We start from the raw sequence: 12,442 nt of genomic DNA, 5'->3' as shown, positions 1-12,442 counted from the left end.
GTCAGGTCGCTCGTTCCTTCGTGTCGCAGGTCGGGCAGTCGAAGGGTGCGTGCTGGTCATTGGTCGCGTACCTGCATCCCGTGTGATCGACGGTGAACCCGAGAATGCGTCTGGTGCCCGCGTGGATCGGGCCTGGTGGCGCGCCGGTGGCCGAGCTCCTGCCGTCCTCGTGGTGGATCCCTATCACCACGACGACGAACACACCCGCCGCCCCGCTCGCGATGATCAGCGCCAGGATGATGGCTGCTTCCAACATGGAGGCCTCCCCTCGGTCTGAGGTGGATATCGGGGGTCGCGGTCCCGAGATGCGGCCTCCTTGCCGCGTCCGTTCTCGCAGGGAATCCTTCGTGTAGGATTCAGTTGGGTAAACCCAGTCATACCAATGATTGGTGTCATCCAAACCATCGGAACTCAAAGAGGAGCGATCCGGTGCCTCCGAAGTACCAGCAGCTGGCCGACCGCCTGCGCAAGGCCATCGAGGACGGACGGTGGGCCCCGGGCGACCAGATCCCCACCGAGATCGAGCTGCGCGACTCCTCGGGCTTCTCGGTCAACACCGTGCGCGAGGCCATCCGCCAGCTGGTGAACCAGGAGCTGCTGGAGAAGCGCCAGGGCGAGGGCACCTTCGTGCGCCGCAGGCCCGACACCTTCCCCGTGCTGCTGTCGGACGAGGAGGGCAGGCGCGCCGCCGACCTGCCGGGCGACGCCTACGTCTCCTCCGTCCTGCTGCGCGGGCGCCGTCCCGAGGTGGGCAGGCCGCACGTGGACGTCGTGGAGGCCCGAGCCGACGTGGCCCTCAGGCTCGACGTCAAGGTCGGCGCCAAGGTGGTCACCAGGGTCCAGCAGCGCTTCGTGGACGGCACGCCGTGGTCGCTGCAGACCTCCTACTACCCGATGGACATCGCCGACGGCACCGACCTCATCAGGCCGGGTGACATCGAGCGGGGCACGATCAGGCTGCTCGAGGATCTCGGGCACCCGCAGGTCGGCTACACCGACGAGCTGACCGCCCGCATGTCCTACCCCGACGAGAGCGCCTTCTTCGCCGTGACGGGGGCGGGCGTGTCGGTCCAGGTGCTGTGGCGCACCGCCTTCGACGCCGAGCGGCCGATCAGGCTCACCGTGACCGTCTATCCGGCCGACCGCAACCGCCTCGTCTACCACATCGGGTCCGTCCCGGCGAAGTATCGAGACCGGAGCTGAATGATCCACCTGCGCCAGGCCACGCCGGACGACTTCCCGGCGATCATCGGCCTGATCGAGAACGCCGCGGCCTGGCTCGCGGACAAGGACACCGACCAGTGGCAGCGGCCGTGGCCCGACAGGACGGCCAGGGACGCCAGGGTCATGGGCGGCATCGAGCAGCGCCTGACCTGGGTGGGGGAGCGCGACGGCCGTGTCGCGGCCACCGTCACCCTCACCACGGCGGTGCAGAGGGAGCTTTGGGCCGAGCACGAGCCCGACACCCCCGCCCTCTACCTGCACAGGCTTGTCGTCCACCGCGACCACGCGGGCCACGGCATGGGCGCCGAGATCATCGACTGGGCGGAGGCGCGCGGGCCCGGCCTGCTGCGCATCGACGTATGGAAGACGAACGAGTCGCTGCACAAGTACTACCTGCGCCAGGGGTTCGACTTCGTGGGCATGTCGCGCCTGTCCGGGTATCCCTCGGCGGCCCTCTTCCGCAGGAAGATGGTTACAGTGGGGTAAAGCCTCCCCCATCGAAGGGATGAGCATGCGGCCGTACACGCCCGAATGGCTCTCGATGCCTGTCGCCTACGTTGCCGAAGTAGCCCTCGCCGTCGATGCCGTCGAGTGGTGGGACGACCCGTTCGATCCCCGCGACGCCACCATCCTGCTGGTCTCAGGGGCCGCCTTGGTCTGGGACGAGGAGAGCGGCTGGCGCCACGGCCGGTTCCTGTCGGGGGAGAAGGGCGTGCGCACGGTGCTCGCCGACCCCCGCTATCTGGGCGGCGGCGTGCTGCCCGAGCCCGCTGACGTGCCCGTGCTGCAGGCCATGGGCGGCAGTCACGTCCGACCCCACTACCGATCCTTCCGCGACTACGGCGACGGCCTCGACGAGCGGCTGGCCACCTACACGATCCCGGCGATCGTTTAGCGGGCCCTGCGCAGCCGCAGGAAGTCGCTGACGACGTACTCACCGAGGCGGTCGGCGCTGGGGGAGAAGACCCTGCCTCCGTTGCGCCTGGCGACCTCGTCGACGAACTCCTTCAGCCGGTCGTCGGCGGCGAGCATGAACACGTTGATCGTCGCTCGCCGCCTGGTCATCTTGTCGACCTCGGAGAGCGTGAGCTCCAGCGTCTCGGGCGAGGGCGGCCACTCGAAGGCGGAGCGGCCGTTGCGCATCAGGTGCGCGGTCGGCTCACCGTCGGTGACGACCAGCACGACAGGCTCGAAGTCGGGATGCCTGTCGAGGTGCCTGCCCGCGATGAGCAGGGCATGGTGCAGGTTCGTGCCCTGCACCATGTCCCAGTCGAGGCCGGCGAGCTCGTCGGGCTGCAGCACCCTCGCGTAGTTGGAGAAGCCGACGATCTGGACGGCGTCCTGCGGGAACTTCGAGGCGACCAGGGCCTGCAGGGCCAGTGCGGTCTGCTTGGCGGCGGCCCATGTGCCTCGCAGCGCCATCGAGTACGACAGGTCGACCAGCAGGCACACGGCGGCCGCGCTGCGCCGCTCGGTCTCGCTGACCTCGAAGTCGTCCACAGAGAGCCGCACCCTCGAATGCGGCCTCGCGCCGCGCCCACGGGCCAGGGTCCCCCGGGAGGACGGCGCGCTCCTGCCTTCGTGCGCGCGGGGGGAGGCGTCGCCTCGGCGGATGCCGTTGACGAGGGTGCGGACGACGTCGATCGGTTGCTCGTCGCCGAAACGCCACGGCCTGGACGAGCCGGTGAGCTCGCCCGCCGAGCCCGCGTCGCGCTGGTCGTGGTCGCCCCTGCGCCCGGCGTCGAGAGAGGCGAAGACGCGGCGCAGCGCCGTCTCTCCGAGCCTGCGCACCGCCTTGGGCGTGAGTTCGAGCTTGCCGCGCCGCCTCAGCAGGTAGCCCTGCTCCTCCAGCTCACGCTCGATCCGCTTGAGCGCCTCCAGGTCGTCGACGGCCGAGCGGCCGAGAGCACGCCGTACCGCGGCCTCGTCGACGTCGTCGAGGCGCGCGCCGGGGTAGTCCTGGCGGAGGGCGGCCTCCAGCTGGGTGAGGTCGGCCAGCTCCTCCAGGGCCGTCACGGCGTCGCCCATGCCCATGGGGTCCTCGCCCGTCAGCCGTTCGGGGGTGCCCCACGCCAGATCGGGACGGCGGGCGTAGAGCGAGTCGCCAAGACGGCGCATCTGCTCCGACAGCCCCGCCTGGTCGAGCGTCTGGTTGATGAGGTTGTTGAGCTCCTCGCGCTGGCGCGGCGTGAGCGAGGCGAGCATCCGCTGGGTGGCGGCGGCCCTGCGGGCGAGGATGTCGACGAGCTCCTCGAGCGTGCGTGGCCGCTCAGGGAACATGTCTTCGTACTTCGACATGAAGGAGTCGAAATCGCTCTGGGTGTGGGCGCCCTGGGCGTCGCGCTCCAGCATGTCGTTCAGGTCCGACATCATCTGCCTGACCCGCTCCATCGCGGCGGGATCGGGGTTGGCCAGCGCGTCGCGCATCCCCTTGAACTGCGCGTCGAGCACCTCCCGCCGCAACAGGCCGCGCAGCTCCTCGAAGGTCTGCCTGGCCGCCGCCGAGCGCCACTCGTAGGAGCTCAGCTCCTGGATGGCGCTCGCGGTGTCGTCGGGCAGGTTGTCGAGCGTGGCCTCGCGCAGCCGCGCGTCGTCGGAGGGGTCGGGGAACAGCTCGCCGCGCTCCTGCCCGATCGCCTTGTCGAGCAGGGAGCGGGCCCTGTCGAGCGTGCCGTCGAGCCTGCCGCGCTCGCGCAGCTCGCGTCGGCGTCGCCTGACCTCCCTGAGCATGTCGTCGAGCCCGCGACGGTCCTCGGCGCCGGGCAGACCGCGCTTCAGCAGGTCGCGCAGCGCGTGGACGGGCGTCGACCCCGACAGGATGGCGTCGCCCATCTCGTCGAGCGCCGCCCGCACGTCGTACGGCGGAGCAAGCGGGTCAGGCCCGTCGTGGTACTCGCCATAGCGGTAGCCCATGCGCCCACGCTAACCCGGGATCGCCCCTTATGCGTCGCCGTAGACCTCCCACACCTCGATCAGCTCGCCGCTGAGCGGGTTGTAGTCGGCCTTGACCAGCACGGGGTGCTTCTGCGCCTTCAGCACCTTCGTGAAGTCGGCGGCCGTACAGGGCTTCTGCCCGAGGCCGTCGCGGGAGGCGTTGACCGGCTTGCCGGTCAGCCAGCCGCTGGAGCACTTCGCGGTGACCCGGTAGAAGCCGATGGCGTGGGTGTAGCCCAGCTTGATCCCCTTGAAGGAGACCGTGGTGTCGTTGACCCGCTTGATCGTGCCGAACGCGCTCCTGGGGTTGCCCCAGTCGGTCAGGAACTCGCTGACCTTGACGGCCTTGCCGCCTGAGTGCTCGACCTTGAACGGCGCGGGCCCGCGCTGCAGCGTGAAGGCGAGGTCGGCAGGCGTGCACTTCGTCCTGCCCAGGCCCTTGGCGTCGAGCGCCACGCGGCCCTCGGTCTCCACCAGGTCGCAGGCGACCGTGACGCGGCTGTAGGCGGACTTGGTGTAGTCGAGCCTGATCTCCTTGGCGCCGGCGACGGCCTTGAGCTTGTAGCGCAGGATGCCGTGCTCCTTGACGAGCGTCGCCTTGGCGGGCGTGACGCGCAGGACGCCCTTGCCGTCGGACCAGGCGAAGCCGTACGCCACCTTGGCGGCGGCGGACGCGCCTGCGGCGGGCAGGCCGGCAGGCACGGCGGCAGGCACAGTGGCAGGCACAGCGGCAGGCGCCGTGGCAGGGACGGTGCCCGGCGCGCCGGCAGGGACGGCGGCGGCCGAGGCGGCGCCGGTGGCGCTGAGGGCGGCACAAAGACAGGCGCTGGCGGTCAGTGCGAGCAGACGCATGATCTCCCCCGGGATTTAGGTGTCACCGAGTAGGACGCGGGAGATCGCGCGAATGTTTACGTCCGATAGGTGGCGACTCCGTCGACGTCGTCCTTCGACAGCCGGCGCATGAGATAGAGCCCTTCGAGCGCGAACTCCAGCGCGGCCGCCGCGTGGCCGGGTGACTCCTCTCCGGTGCCCATGCCGAGCTTGGACATCACCCGCGCCAGCCCCTCGACGGGGCCGATGCGGCGCAGCAGCTCTCCGGCGGGGACCAGTTCGCCGGACTCCACCTGGGTGCCCGCCGCGAACTTGTCGAGCAGCGGCGTGAGGTCCATGCCGCCGAGCCTGCCGCGGAAGGTCTCCGCGGTGGCGCGGCGCAGCAGGTGGGCCAGGATCTCGGTCTCCCTGCCCTCCTCGCTGACCTCGAACTCCACCTTGCCGCGCAGGCTGGGCACGACCGTGGCCAGGTCGCAGACGCGGGTCACGGCCCGCTCCTCGCCGGTGATGGCGGCCCGCCGTACGGCCGAGGCCGCGGCGGTCTCGGAGGCGGCGATGGAGAAGCGCGCCGACACGCCCGAACGGGCGTCGACGGCGGTCGACTCGCGCACCAGGCGGGTGAAGCGGGCGATGACCTCGACCAGGTGCTCGGGGACGTCCGCGCCGATGCCCGGCGTCGACTCCTGGCGGATGAGCGTGAGCTCGTCCTCGATGGTCAGCGGGTAGTGGGTGCGGATCTCGGCGCCGAAGCGGTCCTTCAGCGGGGTGATGATGCGGCCGCGGTTGGTGTAGTCCTCGGGGTTCGCGCTGGCGATGAGCAGGATGTCGAGCGGCAGGCGCAGGTTGTAGCCGCGCACCTGGATGTCGCGCTCCTCCAGCACGTTGAGCAGCGAGACCTGGATGCGTTCGGCCAGGTCGGGCAGCTCGTTGACGGAGAAGACGCCGCGGTTGGTGCGCGGGACGAGGCCGTAGTGGACGGTCTCGGGGTCGCCGAGCGTGCGCCCCTCGGCGATCTTGATGGGGTCGACGTCGCCGATGAGGTCGCCGACGGAGGTGTCGGGCGTGGCGAGCTTCTCGCCGTAGCGCTCGTCGCGGTGCTTCCACGCCACGGGCAGGGACTCTCCCAGCTCGTCGGCCAGGCGCCTGCAACGGGCGCAGACCGGAGCGTAAGGATGGTCGTTGATCTCGCATCCCTCGACCACGGGGGTCCACTCGTCGAGCAGGCCGGTGACCGTACGGATGAGCCTGGTCTTGCCCTGGCCGCGTTCGCCCAGCAGGACCAGGTCGTGGCCGGCCAGCAGGGCGCGCTCGAGGTGGGGCAGGACGGTCTCGTCGAAGCCCACGATGCCGGGAAAGCGCGGCTCGCCCGCGCGGAGCCTGGCGAGCAGGTTCTCGCGGACCTCGGTCTTGACGCTGCGATGAGCGTGACCGCTCTCTCGCAGCTCACGGAGAATACGAGGCTGATGCACGGGTTCGAGACTACGTCGCCTTGGGGGAATGCGGGAATGTCTTTCGGATTTGACTGATGCGTGACGATAAGGGCGCGTGCTTGTGCTCGCAGTGGGGAGAATCCGCCCGAGGGACACCACCGACGTGTAAGGGAGGCGAGACACGTGGCGCTGTTGACGAGCCGATTCGCTGACGGCCTCGCCGTGGGATCCGACCTCGGCGCGGCCGCTGAGACGGCCGTGCGGCAGGCGCTCGCAGGACTGAGCGGACCCGCCGACCTGGTCTGCTTCTTCATCTGCGGTGAGGACCCCGACGATGTGGCGAGGGCGGGACAGCGGGCCATGGCGGTCGCCTCGTCCGCGCACGTGATCGGCTGCAGCGCGACAGGCGTGATCGGCGACGGCCAGGGCGTGGAGCTGACGCCCTCGGTGAGCGCTTGGGCGGCGACGCTCGACGGCGGGCGGCTGACCACGTTCCAGCTGGAGACGCTGACCGCCGAGGACAAGTTCGTGGTCGTCGGGCTGCCCGAGCGCCAGGCCGACGACCAGGTGGCGATCCTGCTGGCCGATCCGTACACCTTCCCCACCGACGCCTTCGTCGAGCGCTCCTCCGAGGTGCTCGGCGACCTTCCGCTGATCGGCGGCCTGGCCAACGGGCTCGAGGGCAGGGGCTCCGTGCGGCTGTTCGCAGGGGGCGAGGTCTACACCGAGGGCGCCATCGGGGTGCTGCTGGGCGGCGGGGTCAAGGTCAGCACCGTGGTCAGCCAGGGCTGCAGGCCGATCGGGCCGACCATGGTGGTCACCAGCGCGGAGGAGAACCTGCTGCTGGAGCTGGCGGGTCAGCCCGCGCTGGCCAGGCTGGAGGACATCGTCAGCGACCTGGACGAGGACGACCGCGAGCTGGTCGCGGCGGGGCTGCAGATCGGCGTGGCGATGGACGAGTACGCCGAGCACCACGAGCGGGGCGACTTCCTCATCCGCGGGGTCATCGGGATCGACCCCGAACGGGAGGCGGTGGCCATCGGCGACGTGGTCGACATCGGCAGGACCGTGCGCTTCCAGGTGCGCGACGCGGCGACCGCCGACGAGGACCTCTACGACCTGCTCGACGCGCACCGCGAGGAGCTCGGCAGGATCGACGGCGCCCTGCTGTTCGCCTGCAACGGCAGGGGCTCGGCGATGTTCGGCAGCGCCGACCACGACGCGGTCGCGCTGCGCGACACGCTCGGCTCGATCGGCATGGCGGGCTTCTTCGCGGCGGGCGAGGTGGGCCCCGTGGCAGGCCACAACCATGTGCACGGCTTCACCGCCTCGATCCTGGTCTTCTCCTCGTGATCCTCGCGATCGACATCGGCGGGACGAAGTTCGCCGCCGGGCTGGTCTCCGCCGCCGGTGAGGTGGTGGCGGCCGAGCGGGTGGCCACCCCGAGGGGCGGCGGGGCCGAGACGCTGTGGGAGATGCTCGCCGACCTCGTCGAGCCCTTCTCCGCCGACGTCAAGGGCGTCGGCGTCGGCTGCGGAGGGCCGATGACCTGGCCCGCGGGCGAGGTGTCGCCGCTCAACATGCCGGGCTGGCGCGGGTTCCCGCTGCGCGCCAGGCTCGCCGAGCGCTTCCCCTCGGTGCCCGTGCGCCTGCACAACGACGCCGTCTGCCTCGCCGTGGCCGAGCACTGGCGGGGAGCGGGCAGGGGCAGCGCGAACATGCTGGGGATGGTCGTGTCCACAGGTGTGGGCGGCGGGCTCGTCCTCGGGGACCGGCTGATCGACGGCGGCACCGGCAACGCGGGGCACATCGGGCACGTCGTGGTCGATCCCGAGGGCCCGCCGTGCGGATGCGGCGGCCGCGGCTGCCTGGAGGCGGTCGCCCGTGGCCCCGGGCTCACCGCGTGGGCGCTGGCGCAGGGCTGGAAGCCCGCCACGTACGGCGACGCGCACGACGCGGGGCCGTACAGGGAGGATCGCGAGGTGACGGCGCGGGATCTCTCCCGCGACGCCGCGGCGGGCGACGAGGTGGCGATGGCCGCGATGTGCAGGGCGGGCACCGCCCTCGGCGTGGCGATCGCCTCCGCCACGGCGCTGTGCGACCTCGACCTCGTCACCATCGGCGGCGGCCTGTCGCAGGCGGGCGAGCTGCTGTTCGGCCCGCTGGAGGAGGCGCTGCGCGGGCACGCGCGCCTCGACTTCGCGCGCAGGGTGAGGGTCTGCCCCGCCGAGCTCGGGCAGGACGCCGGCCTCGTCGGAGCGGCGGCTCTCGTCCTGGCGGAGGAACGCTACTGGAGCGCCGGGTAGTCCAGCCCACGCGGCCTGGCTCGGTGTGGCCGCGGCTACCGGAGTGCGTCGACCGGCTCCATCCTGGCGGCGCGCAGGGCGGGGTAGAGCCCGGCCAGCAGGCCGACCAAGGCCCCCGCGAGGGGAGCGATCAGGGCCAGCCGCAGGTCGAGCACGGGTGTCCACTGCTTGGCCGCCGAGACGGCGACGATGGCGAGGATGCCGAGGCTGGCGCCGATCACCCCGCCGGTCAGCCCGGTGAGCGTCGACTCCAGCAGGAACTGGGCGGCGATGTGCCGGCGCGCGGCTCCGAGGGAGCGGCGCAGGCCGATCTCGGCGACGCGCTCCATGACGGTGACGAGGGTGACGTTGGCGATGCCCACGGCGCCCACGACGAGCGACACCAGCCCCAGGATGAGGAACAGCGCGTTGACGTCGTTCTGCACGGCGTCACGTGCCCTGGTCGGGCTGGGGGGCGCGATGACCTGCAGCTCGGCCTCGTTGCCCGGGCTGAGCGCGGTCGGCGCCTGCCTGGCGATCAGGTCGGCGGCGCCCAGACTGGTGTTGATCAGCACTCTCGTGACGTCCTTGATCCCGAACCGCTTGCCGATCGTGGGCGGGACCATGACGGCGGTGCCGAGGTTCTTCTCACGCTGCATGGCGCCGAGCACGCCGATCACGGTGTAGGCGTGCTTGCCGATGAAGACGGCGGGCGCCCTGTCCAGCCGGGTGATGCCGAGCATCTTCGCCGCCTGCTCGCCGACCACCACGACCTTGTCCTGCCTGGCGAGATGGCCGGCGTCGAAGTAGCGGCCCTGGATCATGCTGCCCTTGACCGCGCCGGGCAGGCCGGTGCTGGTGGCCACGACGGTCAGCGTCTGGTCGGTGACCCGCGTGGGGTCGATGATCTTGTTGGAGCGCACGCTCAGGTTGGCGCTCTTCTTGGTCTCCGCGACGGCGGCGGCCGAGGTGACGCCACGCAACCTGGTGACCTGGTCGACGGCGTCCCACTCGACGGCGGCCTTGGCGTTCTCCGCCACCTCGACGGTCACCGTCGTGGCGGTCAGCGCGTCGAACCTGCCGACGATCTGGTTGCCCGCGGTGGCGGCGACGCCGAGGGTGATGACGAGTGTGGTGATGCCGAGCACGGTGCCCAGCGTGGTGAGAGCGGTCCTGACGGGACGGGCCAGCATGCCGGCCATGGCCTCGTTCAGCAGGTCACGGAGGTCCACTACTCCTCCACCAGGACGCCGTCGGTGATCCTGACCCTGCGCTGGGCACGGTCGCTCACCTCGATCTCGTGCGTGATGACCACGATCGTCAGCCCCTGCCCTCTCAGCTCGTCGAACAGGTCGAGGACGGCGCCGGTGTTGCGGCTGTCGAGGTTGCCGGTGGGCTCGTCGCACAGGAGCAGGGAGGGGCCGCCCATCAGCGCCCTGGCGATCGCCGCGCGCTGCCGCTCGCCGCCCGACAGCCGGTCGGGCAGGAAGTCCACCCGATGGGACAGCCCGACGCGCTCCAGCGCCTCCAGCGCCCTGGCCCTGCGGTTCCTGCGCTCCCGAGCTCCTCTGCTCCGGTAGACCTCGGCGAGCATCACGTTCTCGGCGACGCTCCTGTGCGCGAGCAGGTGGAACGACTGGAAGACGAAGCCGATCCTGCTTCCGCGCAGCTTGGTGCGTTCGCCGTCGCGCAGGGTCGTGGTCTCGATGCCGTCGATGCGGTAGCTGCCCGAGGTGGGCGTGTCGAGCAGGCCGAGCACGTTGAGCAGGGTGGACTTGCCCGACCCCGAAGGGCCGACGATCGCGAGGTAGTCCTTCGGCAGCACCTCGAGGAAGACGTCGGACAGCGCGCGCACCGGAGGGTCGGCGGGGAACTCCCTGCTGAGGCCCTCGAGGGCGATGACGGGCTCAGGCACCGCTGACCACCACCCTGTCGCCCTCCTTGAGGTCGCCGGTGACCTCGACCTTGCCGTCGGCGGTCAGTCCCGTGCGCACCTCCACGTCCTTCGTCCTGTCGGGCGAGACCTCGACGCGCACCCTGGCCTTGCCGTCGGCCGAGGTGGTGACGGCGGCCACGGGCACCACCAGCACCTCGGTGTCGGTCGCGCCGACCGTCACCTTCGCGGTGACGGCCGTGCCCGCCAGTCCCTTGAGCCCCTTCTCCGACACCGGGCTGATCAGCACGGGCTCCGAGCTCATCCCCTCCTCGCCCTCCGCGGGCTTGGCCTCGTCGGTGGACAACGCGGCCTTCTCGCCGAACGCGGTCAGCGTGGCCGGGTAGGTCTTGCCCGAGGAGGTCTCGATGACGGCGTCGAGCCCCTCCTTCAGCAGGTCGATCTCGGTGGACTCCACCGAGCCCGTGACCACGAAGGACGAGCTGGTGACGGTGGCGACCGCCTTGTCCACGTTCTCGCCGGCCTTGACCCCCGCCTTGTGCAGGCGGGCGGGCAGCTTGGGCAGGAAGACCAGCTCGCCAGGCGGGATCGTGGTGCCGAACGTCCTCTGGTACTCCGCCATCAGCGACCTGGCGGCGGCGAGATCCTTCCGGGCGTTGGCGACCTTCAGCTTGACCGGCGACAGCGAGCGGGCCTGCCGCAGCGCCTGCTCGGCGGCGGCCACGGCCTCCTTGGCGTCGCGCACCGTCTTGCTGAGCTCCGTCAGCCGCTTCCCCCTGGCCAGCCGCGCCTCCTCCTCGATCCGCCCGTAGGCCCTGCGCGCGGACTCCAGGTCGGCCCGCGCGTTGGACACGCGCAGCTCCAGCAGGGTCGTGTCGACGGAGGCCTTCGGTGAGGGCGCGGGCGCGGGCGTGGCGGCCGGCGTGGTCGTGGTCGTGGGAGAGCCGGTGTCAGGCGTGGCGTTCTCCTTCACCGCGGCGGCCAGATCGTTCTCGGCCTGCAGGACCCTCTCCTCCGCCGCGCGCACCGCGACGTCCGCGGCCTCGATCTTGGCGTCGTCCTCGGTGGTGTGGCTGCGCTCCTTCGCCTCGTCGTAGGCGCGCCGGGCGGCCTTGAGGTCGGCCCTGGCGTTGCCGAGCTTCAGCTTCAGCGGCCGGACGTCGCCTCCCTGGTCGAGGGCCTTCTGTTCGGTGACCAGCGTCTCCTGGGCCGTCTGTACGGCCTTGCGCAACGAGTCGAGCTGCTGCCGCGACTCGAGGGTGGGCTGCTGGGCCTCGTAACCCTTCCTGGCGTAGAACTTCGTGACGGCCGCCACGGTCGCCGGGTCGAACACGCCGGTCACCCTGGCGCCGTGGCCGAGAGTGCGCAACGCCCTCTGCAGCTGCTTGACGTCCGCGCCCTTGGCGCCGGGCCCGATCGTGCGGTGCATGGGCACCTTGCCCGACATGGCGAAGACCGGCCTGCCGTTGACCTCCATCAGGACCCCGCCCTCCACGACCTTGCCGGGGCGGGGCGCACGGGTGGCGCGCTGGGTGGTGTCGGAGCCGCCGACCACGCCCGCCAGCGTGACGGGCAGCGGCGAGCCGTACTCCAGGGTGCCGCTGACGACGACCGTGCTGACCAGCTTGGTGCGCTCCACCGGGGCGGTGATCAGCGAGGCTTTCGGCGGCGTGCGCAGCGCCGCCTCGTCGGCGGGTGAGCGCAGCCGGGTGCTGACACCCCAGCCGACGCCCGCGGTCGCGATCACGCAGGCCACGGTGCCGATCAGCACCTTGCGGGGGGACTTCACGACAGAACTCCTTGTTTTCGGGCATGGCGAAGAGAGCTCGTGGCGCTGACGAGGA

General features: G+C 71.1%; 12 protein-coding genes. 5 read left to right on the top strand and 7 right to left on the bottom strand.

The genetic code is table 11. The features are described 5' to 3' along the window. Position 1 precedes the first annotated feature (1 nt). Entirely contained in the window at positions 2-256 is a 255-nt protein-coding gene (locus ABFX50_RS10170) for a hypothetical protein (protein WP_183655218.1), read from the bottom strand. 173 nt (positions 257-429) lie between these two features. Between ABFX50_RS10170 and ABFX50_RS10165 the strand changes: the two genes are divergently transcribed. Genes ABFX50_RS10165 through ABFX50_RS10155 form a run of 3 tightly spaced genes read left to right on the top strand, consistent with a single transcriptional unit; the run spans position 430 to position 2,119 of the window. After that, complete coding sequence (locus ABFX50_RS10165; protein ID WP_183655220.1) at positions 430-1,203, top strand: GntR family transcriptional regulator; 774 nt, start codon at positions 430-432, stop codon at positions 1,201-1,203. Continuing rightward, positions 1,204-1,710, top strand: a complete 507-nt coding sequence (locus ABFX50_RS10160) for a GNAT family N-acetyltransferase (RefSeq protein WP_346145291.1) — start codon at positions 1,204-1,206, stop codon at positions 1,708-1,710. Positions 1,711-1,729: 19 nt separating this feature from the next. Then, positions 1,730-2,119, top strand: coding sequence for a DUF6292 family protein (locus ABFX50_RS10155; RefSeq protein WP_183655225.1), 390 nt, complete (start codon positions 1,730-1,732; stop codon positions 2,117-2,119). Here ABFX50_RS10155 and ABFX50_RS10150 read toward each other — a convergent pair. Genes ABFX50_RS10150 through ABFX50_RS10140 form a run of 3 tightly spaced genes read right to left on the bottom strand, consistent with a single transcriptional unit; the run spans position 2,116 to position 6,458 of the window. Next, a complete protein-coding gene (locus tag ABFX50_RS10150) occupies positions 2,116-4,137 on the bottom strand; it encodes a vWA domain-containing protein (protein WP_346145289.1) in 2,022 nt (673 codons plus the stop codon). The genes ABFX50_RS10155 and ABFX50_RS10150 overlap by 4 nt on opposite strands. A gap of 27 nt (positions 4,138-4,164) precedes the next feature. After that, positions 4,165-5,010, bottom strand: coding sequence for a hypothetical protein (locus ABFX50_RS10145; RefSeq protein WP_346145287.1), 846 nt, complete (start codon positions 5,008-5,010; stop codon positions 4,165-4,167). Between the two features lie 56 nt (positions 5,011-5,066). After that, entirely contained in the window at positions 5,067-6,458 is a 1,392-nt protein-coding gene (locus tag ABFX50_RS10140) for a sigma 54-interacting transcriptional regulator (protein WP_183655234.1), read from the bottom strand. 153 nt (positions 6,459-6,611) lie between these two features. On the opposite strand from ABFX50_RS10140, the gene ABFX50_RS10135 reads away from it, so the two are divergent. Together ABFX50_RS10135 and ABFX50_RS10130 are read left to right on the top strand one after the other, a co-directional pair. Next, positions 6,612-7,772, top strand: coding sequence for an FIST signal transduction protein (locus tag ABFX50_RS10135; RefSeq protein WP_183660400.1), 1,161 nt, complete (start codon positions 6,612-6,614; stop codon positions 7,770-7,772). Continuing rightward, on the top strand, positions 7,769-8,725 hold the full coding sequence (locus ABFX50_RS10130) for an ROK family protein (RefSeq protein ID WP_346145284.1): 957 nt from the start codon (positions 7,769-7,771) through the stop codon (positions 8,723-8,725). The genes ABFX50_RS10135 and ABFX50_RS10130 overlap by 4 nt, the downstream gene beginning before the upstream one ends. 35 nt (positions 8,726-8,760) lie before the next feature. Here the strand turns inward: ABFX50_RS10130 and ABFX50_RS10125 are convergent, their stop codons facing one another. From ABFX50_RS10125 to ABFX50_RS10115, 3 genes are read right to left on the bottom strand one after another with little or no spacing between them, the layout of a single operon-like run. After that, positions 8,761-9,936 (bottom strand): ABC transporter permease, encoded by a 1,176-nt coding sequence (locus tag ABFX50_RS10125; protein ID WP_346145282.1) that lies wholly within the window; start codon positions 9,934-9,936, stop codon positions 8,761-8,763. Beyond that, on the bottom strand, positions 9,936-10,619 hold the full coding sequence (locus ABFX50_RS10120; RefSeq protein WP_346145280.1) for an ABC transporter ATP-binding protein: 684 nt from the start codon (positions 10,617-10,619) through the stop codon (positions 9,936-9,938). Before ABFX50_RS10120 ends, ABFX50_RS10125 begins: the two co-directional genes overlap by 1 nt. Then, positions 10,612-12,387: a peptidoglycan-binding protein gene (locus ABFX50_RS10115; protein ID WP_346145278.1), complete on the bottom strand. Its 1,776-nt coding sequence runs from the start codon at positions 12,385-12,387 to the stop codon at positions 10,612-10,614. Before ABFX50_RS10115 ends, ABFX50_RS10120 begins: the two co-directional genes overlap by 8 nt. Between the last annotated feature and the right edge of the window lie 55 nt (positions 12,388-12,442).

Origin of the sequence: Nonomuraea recticatena, from assembly GCF_039533245.1 — a bacterium.
Taxonomy (GTDB): Bacteria; Actinomycetota; Actinomycetes; order Streptosporangiales; family Streptosporangiaceae; genus Nonomuraea; species Nonomuraea roseola.
The sequence above is the reverse complement of the archived record's forward strand: the minus strand, read 5'-3'. Positions and strand labels throughout refer to the sequence as shown.

Bases quoted from the DNA above. Each gene is read 5' to 3' on its own strand.
- ABFX50_RS10170 (WP_183655218.1), bottom strand. From the start codon at position 256: ATGTTGGAAGCAGCCATCATCCTGGCGCTGATCATCGCGAGCGGGGCG.
- ABFX50_RS10160 (WP_346145291.1), top strand. From the start codon at position 1,204: ATGATCCACCTGCGCCAGGCCACGCCGGACGACTTCCCGGCGATCATC.
- ABFX50_RS10155 (WP_183655225.1), top strand. From the start codon at position 1,730: ATGAGCATGCGGCCGTACACGCCCGAATGGCTCTCGATGCCTGTCGCC.
- ABFX50_RS10150 (WP_346145289.1), bottom strand. From the start codon at position 4,137: ATGGGCTACCGCTATGGCGAGTACCACGACGGGCCTGACCCGCTTGCT.
- ABFX50_RS10145 (WP_346145287.1), bottom strand. From the start codon at position 5,010: ATGCGTCTGCTCGCACTGACCGCCAGCGCCTGTCTTTGTGCCGCCCTC.